15 protein-coding genes are annotated in these 16,265 nt (G+C 44.2%); 5 read left to right on the forward strand and 10 right to left on the reverse strand.

The window, feature by feature from the left end; genetic code table 11:
• Positions 1-29 precede the first annotated feature (29 nt).
• From A3739_RS13505 to A3739_RS13525, 5 genes are all read right to left on the reverse strand, one after another.
• A complete protein-coding gene (locus tag A3739_RS13505) occupies positions 30-827 on the reverse strand; it encodes a type II secretion system protein N (RefSeq protein WP_197472314.1) in 798 nt (265 codons plus the stop codon).
• Between the two features lie 35 nt (positions 828-862).
• Positions 863-1,636, reverse strand: coding sequence for a type II secretion system protein N (gene gspN / locus A3739_RS13510; RefSeq protein WP_068475872.1), 774 nt, complete (start codon positions 1,634-1,636; stop codon positions 863-865).
• A 180-nt stretch (positions 1,637-1,816) separates the two neighbouring features.
• Entirely contained in the window at positions 1,817-3,460 is a 1,644-nt protein-coding gene (gene groL, locus A3739_RS13515; RefSeq protein ID WP_068477334.1) for a chaperonin GroEL, read from the reverse strand.
• Positions 3,461-3,510: 50 nt separating this feature from the next.
• Positions 3,511-3,801: a co-chaperone GroES gene (locus A3739_RS13520; protein WP_068477336.1), complete on the reverse strand. Its 291-nt coding sequence runs from the start codon at positions 3,799-3,801 to the stop codon at positions 3,511-3,513.
• A 164-nt stretch (positions 3,802-3,965) separates the two neighbouring features.
• The gene (locus A3739_RS13525) at positions 3,966-4,433 is read right to left on the reverse strand and encodes an FxsA family protein (RefSeq protein WP_068477338.1); all 468 of its coding nucleotides are present in this window, start codon (positions 4,431-4,433) and stop codon (positions 3,966-3,968) included.
• Positions 4,434-4,511: 78 nt separating this feature from the next.
• Between A3739_RS13525 and A3739_RS13530 the strand changes: the two genes are divergently transcribed.
• The 3 genes from A3739_RS13530 to A3739_RS13540 all read left to right on the forward strand — a co-directional run bounded on the left by A3739_RS13530 (position 4,512) and on the right by A3739_RS13540 (position 7,094).
• On the forward strand, positions 4,512-4,826 hold the full coding sequence (locus A3739_RS13530; RefSeq protein WP_068477340.1) for an MGMT family protein: 315 nt from the start codon (positions 4,512-4,514) through the stop codon (positions 4,824-4,826).
• 175 nt (positions 4,827-5,001) lie between these two features.
• Positions 5,002-6,915: a bifunctional diguanylate cyclase/phosphodiesterase gene (locus A3739_RS13535; RefSeq protein WP_068477343.1), complete on the forward strand. Its 1,914-nt coding sequence runs from the start codon at positions 5,002-5,004 to the stop codon at positions 6,913-6,915.
• The gene (locus A3739_RS13540) at positions 6,903-7,094 is read left to right on the forward strand and encodes a hypothetical protein (protein ID WP_068477345.1); all 192 of its coding nucleotides are present in this window, start codon (positions 6,903-6,905) and stop codon (positions 7,092-7,094) included. The genes A3739_RS13535 and A3739_RS13540 overlap by 13 nt, the downstream gene beginning before the upstream one ends.
• 5 nt (positions 7,095-7,099) lie before the next feature.
• Here A3739_RS13540 and A3739_RS13545 read toward each other — a convergent pair whose 3' ends face one another.
• Positions 7,100-8,650: an MFS transporter gene (locus tag A3739_RS13545; RefSeq protein WP_068477347.1), complete on the reverse strand. Its 1,551-nt coding sequence runs from the start codon at positions 8,648-8,650 to the stop codon at positions 7,100-7,102.
• A 42-nt stretch (positions 8,651-8,692) separates the two neighbouring features.
• Positions 8,693-9,175: a YajQ family cyclic di-GMP-binding protein gene (locus A3739_RS13550; protein WP_068477350.1), complete on the reverse strand. Its 483-nt coding sequence runs from the start codon at positions 9,173-9,175 to the stop codon at positions 8,693-8,695.
• Positions 9,176-9,302: 127 nt separating this feature from the next.
• Between A3739_RS13550 and A3739_RS13555 the strand changes: the two genes are divergently transcribed.
• Positions 9,303-10,253 (forward strand): response regulator, encoded by a 951-nt coding sequence (locus tag A3739_RS13555; protein ID WP_068477352.1) that lies wholly within the window; start codon positions 9,303-9,305, stop codon positions 10,251-10,253.
• A gap of 250 nt (positions 10,254-10,503) precedes the next feature.
• Here the strand turns inward: A3739_RS13555 and A3739_RS13560 are convergent, their stop codons facing one another.
• Genes A3739_RS13560 through A3739_RS13570 form a run of 3 tightly spaced genes read right to left on the reverse strand, consistent with a single transcriptional unit; the run spans position 10,504 to position 15,339 of the window.
• Positions 10,504-12,075 (reverse strand): FGGY-family carbohydrate kinase, encoded by a 1,572-nt coding sequence (locus A3739_RS13560; RefSeq protein WP_197472315.1) that lies wholly within the window; start codon positions 12,073-12,075, stop codon positions 10,504-10,506.
• Positions 12,072-13,730 carry a glycerol-3-phosphate dehydrogenase/oxidase gene (locus A3739_RS13565; RefSeq protein ID WP_068477355.1) on the reverse strand — a complete coding sequence of 553 codons (1,659 nt, stop codon included), beginning with the start codon at positions 13,728-13,730 and terminating at the stop codon, positions 12,072-12,074. The genes A3739_RS13560 and A3739_RS13565 overlap by 4 nt, the downstream gene beginning before the upstream one ends.
• 4 nt (positions 13,731-13,734) lie before the next feature.
• A complete protein-coding gene (locus A3739_RS13570) occupies positions 13,735-15,339 on the reverse strand; it encodes an FAD-binding oxidoreductase (RefSeq protein ID WP_068477357.1) in 1,605 nt (534 codons plus the stop codon).
• A gap of 102 nt (positions 15,340-15,441) precedes the next feature.
• On the opposite strand from A3739_RS13570, the gene A3739_RS13575 reads away from it, so the two are divergent.
• A partial coding sequence (locus A3739_RS13575) for an AraC family transcriptional regulator (protein ID WP_068501723.1) occupies positions 15,442-16,265 on the forward strand: 824 nt, incomplete at its 3' end.

The raw sequence follows: 16,265 nt of genomic DNA on the forward strand, positions 1-16,265 counted from the left end.
TCGTTTATATATTCTTTGTTATTAACTATTTATCTTAGCGGATAATTTACAAAAAAACTCGCGCCATCTCGCACAACTTCAACCTCTAACGAGCCTTGTTGATACAATTGACGCATTATATTCTTGTCTTCTTGCACATTTCCTAAACTGTGACCATTAACAGAACGGATCACATCCCCTTTCTTTAAATTCATTCCAGCCAACATGGGGTTATTCCCTTGGAATACGTAACCACCACCATCTGCAATTCCTAAACCAACAGAAGCCAAAGCACGCTCAGGATTCTCTGATAACCTTGCGGTTGCCTCGCTGATAAAATCTTCAGGTGAATTTACTTCGACACTTCTTTCTCGGCGAGGAGCGACTTTAGCAATACCCGAGCTCGAGCTTGTTTCATCAAAATAAAGCGCTTCATAGGTACCATTTCGATCAAGAATGACGTGATCAGAATGGACTTCCGCCAAACGAACCCCTCCCGGCAAGCTATCTCCTAAGCGATAATATTCTGAAGGCTTACTCAACTCTTCAATGATCGCGCCAGAATCCGCAGCATCTTTTCCAGAAAACACACCCTTCAATTTCAAGCGCAAGCGTGTTTTAGGCACATCTTTTGGCCGTTCTTGGATAGCAGCTTCTTTATTTGCCTCACCAAACAAATGATAACGATCAACGCGACGAGCAATCCTGCTATCTGCCAAATTTGATTGCGCAGAAGAAACAAAACTTTTAGGCATTGGTGCTTGTTCTGGCGCGTACACATGCCAAATCAATTGAGAGCTTAAATAAGCTAGGTACAAGGTTAACGCCACGACACTCAACTGTGTCACACGCCTCACTACCCCATCGAGCGACCTCGTTTTCATTATTGCTTACCTAATTGTCGCGATACAGGCTTTTTGACTTTAAACACTACATCTTGTTCCGTTGAATTTGCTGCCCATGGCTCTTGCGCGACATCTAAAACGCGTCGAGTCACCTCCCACAAGGCATCTCCGTTCGCGCTCCATGTACCGCGCATCGTATCGAAGCTCGCTTCCTGATCGCGAATACCTAAGACAATATCTCCACTTTCTTGCGTTTGAATTTGCCCACCGAAAGCCGGCATCACTCTATCTCGGATATCTCTACCTGCAGGATAGGACACTTCGCCACCAGACCAAGTAAACCGACCATCAATGCTCGCTACTCTGCGCTTCTCTAATCTAACGGACAAATCTTTCACATATACTTCACCCGTCGCTTTCACCCTATGGATACGCAAAAACGGATTAAGCTTCTCAGTATCGAGCCTTAATGTTTCGATAGAAAGTGACTGATCTCTCAAGCCAATATCTAATATTGCACTGGCGTCACCTGCTGTGGAACGCACATCGACCTGCAACGGAATACTTCCCCCAAACACATCTAAAACAGAAAGTTTCCAAGAGAAAACACCTTCTAGATGCCTAAATGAAACGTAAGCCTCACCATCCCAAGCAGTGCCTGCAAATGATTTTGGCATGATGCCGAGCGATTTTGTTTTAACAGCAGGCTCAATCACTTTCGTCCAAAGCACGCTCGCGGGCAAACTGCTCAACAAAAAGAACGGTAACGCCACAACAAACAGAAGCAAGACTAAGAAGGTTTTTTTAATCACAAATACTTATTCTTTCGATACTAGAAAATCACACAGCGAAACATTACAGACTATTTGCACCAGTAAAGCTACAACCATACGAACATTTTAGGTGCTAGTTCCTGCATTTGTATGAACAAAGCACCCAGATACAAAAAAGCCCCAGCATTCGCTGAGGCTTTTTTAGCTTAAAGGGGGAGCTTACATCATGCCGCCCATACCGCCCATGCCACCCATGTCAGGCATCGCAGGTGCAGCACCACCTTCTTCTACAACATCTGTAACCATGCATTCAGTTGTAATCATTAGGCCAGCAACAGAACCTGCCGCTTGTAATGCTGTACGCGTTACTTTTGCTGGATCAAGAATACCCATCTCCAACATGTCGCCGTACTCGCCAGTCGCAGCGTTGTAACCGAAACTACCTTCACCCTGTTGAATCTTATCTGAAACAACAGAACCTTCACCGCCAGCATTAGAAACGATTTGACGAAGTGGCGCTTCCATAGCGCGACGCAACAAATCAATACCTACGTTCTGATCGCCATTATCACCTTCAAGGTTTGCAATCGCTTGAAGCGCACGAATCATCGCAACACCGCCACCAGCAACAACACCTTCCTCAACTGCTGCACGCGTTGAGTGAAGCGCATCTTCAACACGCGCTTTCTTCTCTTTCATTTCAACTTCAGAGCCAGCGCCAACCTTAATAACAGCAACGCCACCAGCTAACTTCGCAACGCGCTCTTGAAGCTTCTCACGATCGTAGTCGGATGAACTCTCTTCGATTTGACGGCGGATTTGCTCTACACGACCTTGGATTTCAGCAGCTTGGCCGGCTCCATCGATCACAGTCGTATTTTCTTTGCTGATGTTAACGCTCTTAGCGGTACCAAGATCATCAAGCGTAGCATTTTCTAGTGATAGACCAACTTCTTCAGAAATTACCGTACCACCAGTCAAAATAGCGATATCTTGGAGCATTTCTTTACGACGATCACCAAAACCTGGAGCCTTAACAGCCGCAACTTTAACGATGCCGCGCATATTATTGACAACCAAGGTTGCTAACGCTTCGCCTTCAACATCTTCAGCAATGATAAGAAGTGGCTTGCTCGCTTTTGCAACGTTTTCAAGAACTGGCAACAACTCACGAATGTTAGAAATTTTCTTGTCGACCAACAAAATGAATGGGCTTTCAAGCTCAGCACTCATATTGTCTTGGTTGTTAATGAAGTATGGAGATAGATAACCGCGATCGAACTGCATACCCTCAACAACGTCTAACTCGTCTTCAAAACCGCTCGCTTCTTCAACAGTGATAACGCCTTCTTTACCGACCTTATCCATCGCTTGTGCAATGATGTCACCAACAGAAGAATCACTGTTTGCTGAAATTGTACCGACTTGCGCAATCGCTTTATTGTCAGCACATGGTTGCGCCATGCCTTTCACAGCTTCAACAGCTGCTTGTACGCCCTTGTCGATTCCACGCTTAAGATCCATTGGGTTCATACCAGCCGCAACAGCTTTCAAACCTTCGTTTACGATTGCTTGAGCAAGTACTGTTGCAGTCGTAGTACCGTCACCCGCTACGTCGTTCGCCTGAGACGCAACTTCTTTAACCATTTGCGCACCCATGTTCTCGAACTTGTCTTTAAGCTCGATCTCTTTCGCAACAGACACGCCGTCCTTTGTTACAGTTGGCGCACCAAATGATTTATCTAGAACAACGTTACGACCTTTTGGTCCAAGTGTTACTTTTACTGCATCAGCAAGAATATTTACGCCTGCCAACATACCTTGGCGAGCTGAATCACCGAATTTTACGTCTTTTGCTGTCATGTTTTTGTCCTGTTTAACTCGTATCTAATCAGTAGGAAAATGAAACCGAATTACGCTTCGATGATGCCGAAAATTTCGCTTTCAGCCATGATGAGAAGCTCTTCACCGTCAATTTTCACGGTATTTCCAGCGTATTGACCAAATACCACAGTATCGCCAGCTTTCACCGCCATCGCTTGCACACTACCGTTATCCAGTGCTTTACCAGCACCTACTGCAACTACTTCACCTTGTGAAGGTTTTTCGGTAGCGCTACCTGGAAGAACAATACCTCCAGCTGAAGTAGTTTCTTCTTCTTTACGACGTACAACAACGCGATCGTGTAATGGACGGATGTTCATCTCAATGCTTCTCCTAACAGGTTATCAATCCGATTTGATAAGTCTCTTTCGAGATATTTTTTTATGTTGGTCTTACGTCACTCTGATACGTAAGAAACGTGTGATGCTTAGATAGGGCCGCTCACTAGCTTTTCAAGCCCTCTCAAGAACTTTTTTTGAAAAACTTACTTTAACTGATCGCGTCGTTCATGAACTTCCTCGTATTCCGCGTCAATTGCATCATCAAAGCGATCAGATCTAGATTGCGAAGAATAAGTTGAATGAGAAAACTGAGTACCAGAAACGATCATCCTAGCCGCCACAAGCTTGGCTAATTGGCTTCTAAGACCAGGCGTCAACAGAGCAAAACCAATTGCATCTGTTACAAAACCTGGCGTTAACAATAGTGCTCCAGCAACCGCGAGCAACAGCCCTTCACCAATCTCTGAAACAGGCAGCGCCCCTTGCTGTGCTTTTTGCTGTGCTCGAAGCAAGGTACTTAGCCCCTGCCTTTTTAGAAGATTCACCCCGATAACAGCGGTTAATAAAACAAGTCCAACTGTATACCAAGCTCCGATCACGGAGCCGACTTGAATCAATAAGACCATTTCGACAATGGGCATGATGATAAATAGTAGAAATACGAGACGCATTGCATACCTCGATTAAGAAAATTCTTCGTTGCGAATTATGGTAAATTGGGGCGAACAGAAGCTTTACAACCCCAGAACATGGATCTTTCAAGCCTGAAACCTCAAGCAATTCTGACAACCGTTAACTCGATTCCAGAAGGTCGACTAAGCAGCTACGGTAAAATCGCTGCGGCCGCGGGCCTGCCTCAAAATGCAAGACTTGTTGGCCAAGTACTAAAACACCTCCCCAAAGACTCTCAAATCCCTTGGCATAGAGTGCTAAATGCCCAAGGCAATATCTCTTTTCCCAAAGACTCTCCATCTTATCAGCGCCAGCAAGCAGCATTAATGAATGAGGGGCATCCGAAGACATTAAGTAAAAGTCACTTCCTGCAAAACATTTGGCCGAGCTAAACGGCCGCTTACTGCGACATTCGACACAAGATACGTTTCTTTACAATGACTTAATATTTCTCAGCTAGAGTGAAAAATATAACGAGTAAAAAGAATGAGCGAGAGTTTTAGCCGTATTCTGCATCAGCAGATACTCGGCACGCTCACAATAAAACGCGAGTAGTTGGATTTGGCCATGGCCCAAAATAGTCTTTTAAAAGAGCAGTTGCAGCAACACCTTGATAACAGCACCAATGATGAAAGTTTAACGCCTTTGATTCAGGCTGTCAGCGATGCCTTTGATCAGTCAGAAGAAGATAAACGTGCTTTAGAAGCATCAGTGCGAGAGCAAAACGCTGAGTTAGCATTGCGTAACGAAGAGCTAAATAATCAGGTTCGCGAGCTACAAAAAACCAAGGCAGCTCTGCAAGAATCTTACTCTCTTCTTCAGGCTAGCTTGAGTTCGACATACGATGCGCTTGTCATGCTCGATAACCAGGGCTCGATCCGACTCAGCAATCCGAACTTCAACAAGATGTTTCGCATGAATACCTTTAATGCGGGGCTCGCTCATGTGCATGATTTTATTGAGCATTGCCAATGCATTGTAAAAGGAAATCACCACTTCTCTGACGTTCTTAAGTTATCTCTCGCAGCGCCGGAGAAAACATTCACACATGAACTTCAAACATACGATGGTCGCTGGTTAGAAGCACATTCAAAGGCTCACTGGCATGACAATGAAATTGTCGGGCAAGTATGGAGCTTCAGAGATGTCACGGCACTGAAGTTGAAAGAGAAAGAAGCGAAACACCGTACTTTTCACGACTTTTTAACCGGACTGCCAAACCGGCGTTCACTTTTATCACGACTTAAAAAGTCCGTCAACGAAGCACAAAAAACATTCAAAGATGTTGTTGTGATGTTCATCGACTTAGATGGATTTAAAGACGTCAACGACTCTTTAGGACATAGTGTTGGTGATTCTCTCTTGATCGAGGTTGCGCGCCGAATGGAAAGTAAACTTCCTGAATGTGCCACCCTAACTCGACATGGTGGAGATGAATTCGTCGCCATTCTTGGCAAGCAAACTAGCCTAGATGAAGCGACAGCATATTCAGAACGAATTTTGAGTTGTTTCTCAAAGCCATATCACATCGGCAAGCAAGATATTTACATGAGCGTTAGTATCGGTATTGCAACACTCAATATGCATGGCAACGATTCTGAGCGACTTATTACTTACGCTAACTTGGCAATGACACAAGCCAAGAAACAAGGCTCGAATATCTATCAGGTCTATGACGCTTCAGTATCATCACAATGCGAGCACCGTCTCCGTATTCGTAATGAAATCAATCAAGCACTTGAGAACGATCAGTTCGAACTGTTTTTCCAACCAAAAATCTGTTTAGAGTCAGGTTCAATTAAAGGCGCAGAAGCGCTCATTCGCTGGCGTATGACCGACGGTAGCTTTAGAAGCCCGATGGAATTCATTCCGATTGCCGAAGAAAGTGGCCAGATTATTCCAATTACACAATGGGTAATACGCCGTTGTTGTGAGTACTTAAATGAATGGATGCCTCATCTAGATTCAGATTTTGTTCTGGCGCTAAATATCTCAGCGAAACACTTCCAAAAAGGTTTACTTCAAAGGGATGTTGCTTCGGTACTAAAAGAGATTCAAACAATCCCTTCTATGTTGGAACTCGAAGTCACCGAGACTGCCATCATGGAAGACATTGAATTAGCAGTTTCGACTCTAAATGAATTAAAGAGACTTGGTATTCGTACTGCTATTGATGACTTTGGCACCGGATATTCGTCGTTAAGCTACTTAAGAAAGCTCCCTATCGAAGTTCTTAAAATCGATAAAAGTTTCATCGATGAAATACTCGAGTCTCCTGAAGACAGAACGCTTGTAAAAGGGATCATCGATATGGTTCATGCGCTTGGCATTGAAGTGGTCGCGGAAGGTGTCGAGAACCATCAAATGGCAGTTCTCCTACAAAATATGAACTGTGACCTTGTCCAAGGCTACCACTACTGTAAACCTATAGAAGAAAGTGAATTTCTGCACTTAATTAAGGAGAGCTTATGCTACATCTAAGCTTTACTCAGCAACTTTGCCATGTGGCGACATTGCAAAAAACTGACTCCGCCGCAAACGATCCAACCTACAACGTAGGCCATGAAGACGAGCGACGAGAAAAATCCAGTTCGAACGACGCAAGCAGCCACTATGAAATACTCAAAAGGTTTGCAAGCGCTTACTTTAATCGCCGTTAAGTCAACTACAAATTCTTAAATGTGTCGTGCTTTTGAATACGATAAATAAGGTAAAGCACAGGCACACCCATCATGCTTGCCACAAGAAAGAAATTCGAATAGCCGAGGTTATCAACCATACTCCCCGAATAGCCACCAATAACCTTTGGCAGCAGCGTCATTAATGAACTAAAAATCGCATATTGAACTGCCGTAAACGACACATTCGTTAGACTGGATAAGAAGGCAATAAATGCAGCACTTGCTAGTCCTGCTGTTAAATTATCTGCAGAAATAACGAGATAAAGCAGTTCAATGTCATAGCCCGTTTTCGCTAACAACATAAACAAAAGATTCGTTGCAACGGTTAGAAATGCACCTGCATACAGCATTTTGATCACGCCAAAACGCACAGACAAAACGCCGCCAAGAAAGCCTCCCAGAATGGTCATAAACAAACCAAAGGTTTTTACGACCGAAGCGATCTCAGTTTTACTAAATCCCATATCTTGAAAAAACACATTCGAAATGACGCCAAGAACGATATCGGAAACACGATAGAAACCCACAAAAACAAGCAGCAGAACAGCCAATCTGATGCCGTAACGTGAAAAGAACTCTTTAACCGGTGAAATATAAGAGTCTTGTATTAATTGATGCTCATACATTGAAGTAAACGAGACTAAACGAATAAAGAAACAAACAATCAATACGGCAAATATCAGACGCAGACATTCAATCGAAAAATTTGCGAGTGCCTCGTTTCCAGCATAGCTACCAACGTCACGTTTTAATTGCTCTACTTGATCCGCTCCAACAATATACACACCAACAAAGATGCAAATACTCATAGCAAACATCGCAAGAAAACGAAGATATTGGACTGAAGAATAGTCTCGTTTGGCTCTCAATTCTGCGGAAACCGGCTCTGAAACAATCAGCGTTGTTACCAAACCAACCAACATCGTTAAAGACATAATGATGTATGTAAACATCCATGCTTCATAGCTATATGACTCCATAGAGGAGCCGAAACCGCTGGCCAAGAATAAGGCGCCTGCACCGGAACTCAACATACCAATGCGATAACCCGCAATATAGGTTGAAGACATTAATGCCTGAAGATCACTCGATGCGGACTCAATCCGATATGCATCAATGGCTATATCTTGGGTTGCCGACGAGAAACCAAGCAAAACTACTGCGAGCGCCATGATGGTTAGCGCATTTTCCTTAGAGGGATCGATCAACGCGATGAGGACAATCGATAGAACAATTGAGCACTGAGAAAGTAATAACCAAGCCCTTCTACGTCCCAATTTTTTGGTGAGAAAAGGCAAAGGCAACTGATCAACCAAGGGTGCCCATAAAAATTTAAATGAATATGCAAGAGCCGCCCAACTAAAGTAAGTCACAGCAGATCGTTCAACACCTGCCTCTCTGAGCCACAAAGACAAAGAAGAAAAAATAAGGAGTAAAGGCATGCCCGCAGAAAAACCAAAGAAAAGCATCGAGACCACGCGAGGATGCGCAAAAGATCTCAGCGATCCACGCCAGTCAGCTTGCTGATTGTGCATATATTTATTCTTATCAGTTACGGCTTGAAGTAAGGTAAAGGGCTAGTCGCGAAAATTGTTGTACTGCAAAGGCACCTCAATGTCTGACTCTTTCCATAGAGCCATTACCTGCTGAAGATCATCGCGTTTTTTACCTGTAACGCGTACTTTTTCGCCTTGAATTGCAGCCTGCACTTTGATTTTTGACTCTTTCACGAGCTTCACCATTTTCTTCGCTGTCAGCGAATCAATACCCTGCTTTAAATCAAAGGTTTTCTTTACTAGCTTACCGGCCTTGCTATCTCCCGCCTCTACCATGGCTCGGGAATCAACTTTACGCTTAGCTAAAGCCATCTTCGCAACTTCTACAACTTGCTCTAGTTGAAAATCCTGCTCTGCAGAAAACGTTAGTTTGCTATTTTCAAGCACGATATCTACGTCGACGTTTTTAAAATCCCAACGGTTACTTAGCTCACGCTTTGCTTGATCTACAGCATTCGTGACTTCATGCATATCTACTTCTGAGACAGCGTCGAAAGATGGCATATATTTCTCCGTTAAAATAAACTGAATATCAACTAGGATCGGACAAAGTCTACACAAGAACGACTAATTGGGAAACGTCCCAACACAGCGCTTGATGTAGAGATAATAAAATATAAGGGAAAGGAAAATGCCCATTAATTCATCCATTATCATCGTTGATGACGCTAAATTTAGCGCAGCGATTGTTAGGAAACGACTGAGTGAACATGGCTTCACTGATATTCGAGTAGCGCATCATGCGAATGATGCATTTAGCCTTATTGCCGAGCGTCCAGCTGACTTAGTCATCTCAGACTGGATAATGCCCGACATCGACGGTATAGCGTTGTGCGAGCAAATAAAAGCCGACAATCTGTCACGTTCTACTTTCACGTATTGCTTGTTGATGACAGGTAAAGATGACGAAGAAAGCGTGCAACAAGCTCTTTCTAAAGGTTTAGATGACTTCATTTTCAAATCTGAAATAAATCATCAACTTATTCCCCGCGTCAGGGCAGGATTACGCATCGCCCGCCAGCTAAGTAATGCATTAGAGCGCCAAAAATCATTAAGCGCTGAAATTGTCCTTCTACAGGAAAAACCAAGCATCGACCCATTGCTTGGACTCGCTAACCGCCAATACGCTGAGCAAACATTAGATCGCTTATATAGACATACTCAAGCTCGGGGTGGTGCAGTGAGCTATATGTCGATCACCATCAAAAATTGGGGCAGCATTCTCAGTGAATATAAAGCGCCTGTATGCCAAGAGTTAAGCGAACAGATTGCTAAACGAGTGAATGCCCTCGTGCGCCCTTTGGACGAAGTATGCAAATATTCTGGGAACGAGTTTATCGTTCTAGCGCACTTTCGTGACCCTAATGATTGCAACCTTTCAACTTATAGACGGTTTTATCAGGGGCTAGATAAGCAGGCTTTTAAAACGTCGGCGGGATTTATCGCTATTTCAATTTCTTGCGCCGTGTGTTTTGCTGATCAAGATTCAACGACAGCCACATTAAGTGAAATGAATGCGTTTAATGCGCAGAAAATTTCTGAATGTAAGGAAGAAAAAACTTACGTTGTTAACGCTCTCTAACGGGCATTTGCTCAATAAGAAACCAGTTTGATTATTAATCGTGCAACCCGAAAACAAGCTGTAACAAAAGTGTGACATTTAAGAAACAGCGCTTTTAATTCCAACCTTTAGACTTAAAGAGTGGATTAAATAAAGTATCCCGATTTGGTGAAGCGTCTACTTTAGACGCTTCACTCTTTTTACGGGAATATTTAATTCGCAAAAGAATTTAACAACGCTCCTTGCTTGCGCACTGGAGCGTTTTTTTTGCTTAAGATTTTTCAGGGTAGCCGGTAATATCTTGAATAGAACGATACAAGGGCCGTAACTGCTTATACATATTCAAATACACCTCATTGTATAAACGGTTATAGGTAATATGCGTTTCGTGATTAGGCTCAAATCGCTTACCAACTCGCGTCATACCAGCAATAGCTGTATGACAATCGCTATACCATCCCAGCGCAACAGCAACATCCATCGCCGCACCTAAACCAGAAGTTTCATAGGTATGTGGCCTTTCTACGGGCAAGCCAAAAATATCAGCCGTTAATTGCAGAGCTGCATCACTTTGCGAACCACCGCCACTGACTCTTAGGAGTTTAATTTTTTGCTTATTGCGTTTTTCTAAACGCTCCATCCCCTCACGAAGACCATAAGCCAAGCCTTCCAGAATAGCGCGATAAACATGTGCTCTAGTATGCACATCACCAAACCCAATAATGCCCCCCTTAGCCTCAGGCCCCGGATCTCGCACACCCGGCGTCCAATAGGGTTGCAGCATCAATCCCATTGACCCGGGCGGCACAGCGTTCACTAGCTCATCGAACAAACTCTCTGGGCTAACATTCTGCGCCTCGGCCATTGCTTGCTCACGAAGTCCAAATTCATTTTTAAACCAACTAACCATCCAAAATCCGCGAAAAATCATAATTTCAGAGCAATAATGATCTGGGATTGCCGATGGATATGCAGGCATGAATCGAATAGGTTCTATGTACTTTTTACTTGTTGTATTGATTGTGGCCGTTGTGCCATAACTCATGCATGCCACATCATCTGACTGACCACCTGAACCAAGAATCTCGCATGCTTTATCTGATGCGGAAGCAATCAGTGGCACTCCAGCAGGGATACCCGTCATATTTTGAGCATCGATGGTAACTTGCCCCATCACCGTAGCTGGGCGATACAGCTTAGGGAATAACTCTTGTTTAAATCCAGGAAGCAAACGATAACGCCAATCACTCTCTGCGGACCACTTCAAGCCTTTATAATCGAAAGGCAAATATGCGACTTGCGAGGCAAGAGAATCGACAAAGTCACCGCACAAGCGATAGTTTAGAAAGCCAGATAGATTGAGATATTTATCCGTTTTTTCCCAAATGTCTGGTTGATTGGATGCTATCCAAAGATACTGTGCACGTGCTTGATAGCGCTCAACAAGATCTTTAGCGCCAGCCATTTTAAATGCTAGCTCATGCAGCTTTGGCAAATGCCCGAGGGCTTTTGAATTACGCTGATCCAGCCAAGTAATGGCAGGTCGTAATGGCTTACCACCTTTATCAAGATTCACCATGGTGCCGCGCTGTGTCGTGACCGACACTCCAGCAATATCACCCTTATTACGACCTAAATTTGCCATTTCACCCCATAGCGCAGAACAAGCATCAACCAAAGCCTGCCAATAGATTTCAGGCTCTTGCTCGGCCCAACCTGGGTGCACCGAAAAATAAGGTTCAATTTCAACTTTCGACTTTGCTAACAATTCTCCGTTTCGATCAAAAAGCAATGCACGAACAGACTGCGTTCCGTTATCGATGGCAAGTATTGTATCGCTCACACGCACTCCTTTTGGTTCGGAAGGCTGTAGTGATCCGCAATGATATTTTTATATCTATGCCACTCTTCATCCCATTTTTGAATAGGCCACTGTAAACGCTCGCGCAATAACTCTGTCCATGGCTGAATCAAATGAATCGCGCCTTCCGGATACAACATCCCTATCCGTACACGTCTCAAAAGAAGATCATCTAAATGCTCAACGGCTTCGTTCTCACACGCCCAAAATAATTCTTGGAGGCAAACTTCAGTGTTGCCTAACAGCGTTAAATCATCAATATCCGCTTGCTCCACAAGCTGATTAGCAATATCACCGTAACGGCCAACGAGCCTCTGACGGCGTTGCTTCGATAGTTTATGGTCGCCAATCAACACAGATTCATCGGACTCACTAAAATCTGAAGGCGCATCTAAATCCGATATGGAAAGGTTGTTTTGTAAATAAGGTTGAGCTGCACGCAATACTTCGAGCGCTAACAAGCGAAATGTCGTGAGTTTGCCGCCGGCGATACTGATACACCCTGCATCATCCCAAACCATATGCTCACGTTTCTCGTCTGATGGTTTGTTCGTAGCAGCAACATCCTCAGCACTGTATTCATCAACAACAACTGGCCGCACACCGGACCAAGAAGAGATAATGTCCTCACGCTTCAGTGCTGCATGATCAAACTGTGAATTCGCTGCATCCAAAAGATAAGTGACTTCATTTTCCGTAATCGATGCCTCGCTCAACATAGTATTATGATGATCAAGGTCTGTTGTACCGATCACGACTTGACCTTCCCAAGGAAAAACAAATACTGGTCGCTTGTCTTTCGGATGGAAAAAACTAACGGAAAAGGCGACCGGTAGACGCCAGAATGGAATAACTAGGTGACTTCCTCTCAAAGGTCGAATGCTTTTCTTATTACCAAGCATTTGACGAAGTTCATCCGTCCAGGCACCGCTGGCGTTAACCACAGCATTAGCTTGAACTTGAAGTTCTTTGCCGCTGAGCTCGTCTTTTAAATACAGGCCAATCACTTTTGTATTACGCTCAACTTCTGAACCTGAGCGCATAACACCCGTTGCTTTGAGGTAATTAAGAGCAATACCGCCCTGCTCATTCCCATCAGCCAAGACACGCATTACTAAGCGAGCATCATCAGTTACGGCATCCATGAAACGAGTCGCGCCTAGCAGCTCTCTCTGTTTCATGCCCGGCGCATAAAAATCATTTACCTGAGACTTCACAAACTGTCGATATCGCTTTCCTGCAAACAAGTCATAGATCGCCAACAATTTATCGAAAATCCAAGGCCCGGGAAAACCACCTTTATAATGCCCCATCAGAAAAGGAAGTGGATCAACAAGCCCCTTAAGCTGTTCCATGAGTTTCTGTCTCTCAGTCACAGAGTCTTTGGCTAATCCGAATTGCCCTTTACCGAGATAGCGCAAGCCTCCATGAACCATCTTCGAAGAACGAGACGATGTTCCCCAAGCAAAATCTTTTTGCTCAACGAGTAAAACCTTTAACCCTTTCGCCGTCGCCTCTCGATAAATACCCGCTCCAGTAATACCACCTCCAACAACGATCAAGTCAAATGACTGTCCGTTTGAGAGAGATTGTAGGGTTTGATCTCTCCAACCCGGAGACCAATATGACAGCGCCATGGTCTTACTCTGCCTTTTCTTGCAGCAGCGTTCCTGGATTCAATAGCCCTTTCTCATCCATATGATCACAAAGAGATTGAATCATACCCATGGCTAACTCACCCTTCTCCGTTGGCAAATAGGGGGCATGATCCTTGCCAACTCCATGTTGATGACTGATCGTTCCGCCATTGTTCACAATAAGTTCAGAAGTGCTTGTTTTCAGAGTTTTCCAGCGAGCAAGAGTTTCTTCGTAAGTATCTGCTGCACGGAATACATAAGTCGTGTAGATACTGGAACCTTGAGAATAAAAGTGTGACAAGTGCGTGAACACATGCACTTTCTCACCTTTGTCTTGCAGAGATTTCCGTAAATTCGCTTCGATCTTATCAAGTAAGTTATCGACATTGCTCCAGTCTGTAGACGTTTCAAGCGTATCGACCACATATCCTTTTTCCCATAACGCTTCTCGCAGATACGGCATGGTGAAACGTTTCGCAGCCCATTTCTTACCTAGATATGAGCCGGTGTAAACGCCGCCTAATGGACGAGTTAAACGCTTCATTAGTCTGTGCGCAGAACGACATTGATCAGGCATACCTGTTACACCTAATGTCATCATGCACTTGCCCTCACCGGCACCTCGCCAAGACAAGAACTTCTCAAGCAAGGCAATTTGACCAGGATGCCCTGCCAATGCGAGCTGCGTTTTGGTTTCGATCGCATTGCTAAGGCGAAGCATAGAGAGTTGAATTTTCGCTTGCACTAGATGACGTGCCGCGGCTTTAGCCTGATTCCAAGTTGGGAAGAAGATAACATAGAAGTCTTCTTGAATTGGCGATGGAGTGACACGCACTTTCACGTCACTAATAACACCCATACGACCTTCCGAACCAAGGATCATTTCTCTTACATCTGGCCCTGCTGATGATGCAGGAATTGTTGGAATCTCTAGACGTCCTCTCGGTGTTTCAATCGAACCACCTGCAAACATTTGTTCAATACGCCCGTAGCGCAATGATTGTTGTCCACTAGAGCGACTCGCCACCCAACCGCCAACTGTTGATAGTTCAAAGCTCTGTGGGTAATGCCCCAGAGTGTAACCCTTTGCACGAAGCTGCGATTCAACTAGAGGCCCCGGCGTTCCTGCTCCAAATGTCGCGATCAAACTTGAATCATCGATATCGGTTAGGCGATTCATTCGCGTTAGCGCTAAGGTTAAGATCGGCTTATCGCTTTGGAAAGGGTTGATATGGCCTGCAACACTTGTGCCGCCTCCATAAGGAATCACAACAATATCGTTGTCGTAGGCAAAACTAAGAAGTTCTGCTATCTCATCTTTTATCTCAGGGAAAGCCACACCATCTGGGAAGAATTCAAACTGACCACTGCGCATCGCCAACCAATCAGGAAGACTTTGACCACGAGCGTGACGCACACGAACATCCGGATCTGTATTAATCAATCGATGGTCAGGCAATCGAGATGACGGCACTTGTGCCAATACTGAATCGAGACTTGCATCAGCAAGAGGGGTAGCTTGACCAACATGCTCTAGCAAAAATGCATCCCCAGATTCTGGTAAATCCATTTTGTTTGCTTCATCACCCCAACCATTCCAACGTCGCATTTTTTCACCTACCGATTTGTTCTAAACAATGAATTACTATGGATGCATCATAAAAACTTAACGTAGAATATCACTGACATTTTCGGACAATCTATTTTTATTATGAAACACTTAGGGTTTGCATCTATTGCGGCACTTAAGCAGTACCTTCGCTACGCAGATGCCAAACGCATTGATACCGTCGATCTTTTGGCTGATCTAAAGCTCACGAACAACGTCGAACAATCTGAAGAAGGAAGAATATCTGGACAGCAGTTCCAACAGTTTTTAACTAGCCTTCTGCATCTCTCTAACGACCCGATTATGGGCTTAAGCAGCGCACTGTATGTACAAAGCCATTCGTATAATTTGCTTGGCGCACTGATTGAGCAAAGTGAAACTCTAGGACAAGCCATCTCTCGAATCCCTTTATTTGAGAGACTTGTCGGAGATATGGGGACGACAGAGATACAACGAACAGAAAGTCATCTCGCGTTAGTGTGGCACTGCAATTACACAACCTCGTTAATTGTGCCGCACATGATCGACAACGTACTTGCAAGTTGGACACTTTTTGCACGATGGCTAACAAACAGCAAAGCTTCGGCAAGTGGTGTATATCTGACAAGACCTAAACCTGCGCATTCCATACAACAAACCTATGAACAGGTATTTTCTGCACCGGTATTTTTTGATCAAACAAGTAATCGAATCGAACTATCAAATGAACTGCTGAGAATCCCACTCGTATCAAAACAGCACTCCCCGAAAAGCAGCTTAGAAGGAAAAGTACGAACGAGCTTATCGCAACTTAAATTTGATGGAGAAACCTTAAAAGACCAAATACTTCGCTCCGTTAAAGCGCACCTACAGTTAGGAATCGCGAGCAAAGAGCTAATATGCCAAGAGTTCAATACATCAACGCGACATTTACAGCGCCAACTTGA

The organism is Oleiphilus sp. HI0067 (genome assembly GCF_001635735.1).

What these genes read in the sequence shown, in the direction of transcription:
- groL (WP_068477334.1), bottom strand. Translation starts at nt 3,460, where the DNA reads ATGACAGCAAAAGACGTAAAATTCGGTGATTCAGCTCGCCAAGGTATG.
- A3739_RS13520 (WP_068477336.1), bottom strand. Translation starts at nt 3,801, where the DNA reads ATGAACATCCGTCCATTACACGATCGCGTTGTTGTACGTCGTAAAGAA.
- A3739_RS13525 (WP_068477338.1), bottom strand. Translation starts at nt 4,433, where the DNA reads ATGCGTCTCGTATTTCTACTATTTATCATCATGCCCATTGTCGAAATG.
- A3739_RS13530 (WP_068477340.1), top strand. Translation starts at nt 4,512, where the DNA reads ATGGATCTTTCAAGCCTGAAACCTCAAGCAATTCTGACAACCGTTAAC.
- A3739_RS13535 (WP_068477343.1), top strand. Translation starts at nt 5,002, where the DNA reads ATGGCCCAAAATAGTCTTTTAAAAGAGCAGTTGCAGCAACACCTTGAT.
- A3739_RS13540 (WP_068477345.1), top strand. Translation starts at nt 6,903, where the DNA reads ATGCTACATCTAAGCTTTACTCAGCAACTTTGCCATGTGGCGACATTG.
- A3739_RS13545 (WP_068477347.1), bottom strand. Translation starts at nt 8,650, where the DNA reads ATGCACAATCAGCAAGCTGACTGGCGTGGATCGCTGAGATCTTTTGCG.
- A3739_RS13550 (WP_068477350.1), bottom strand. Translation starts at nt 9,175, where the DNA reads ATGCCATCTTTCGACGCTGTCTCAGAAGTAGATATGCATGAAGTCACG.
- A3739_RS13555 (WP_068477352.1), top strand. Translation starts at nt 9,303, where the DNA reads ATGCCCATTAATTCATCCATTATCATCGTTGATGACGCTAAATTTAGC.
- A3739_RS13565 (WP_068477355.1), bottom strand. Translation starts at nt 13,730, where the DNA reads ATGGCGCTGTCATATTGGTCTCCGGGTTGGAGAGATCAAACCCTACAA.
- A3739_RS13570 (WP_068477357.1), bottom strand. Translation starts at nt 15,339, where the DNA reads ATGCGACGTTGGAATGGTTGGGGTGATGAAGCAAACAAAATGGATTTA.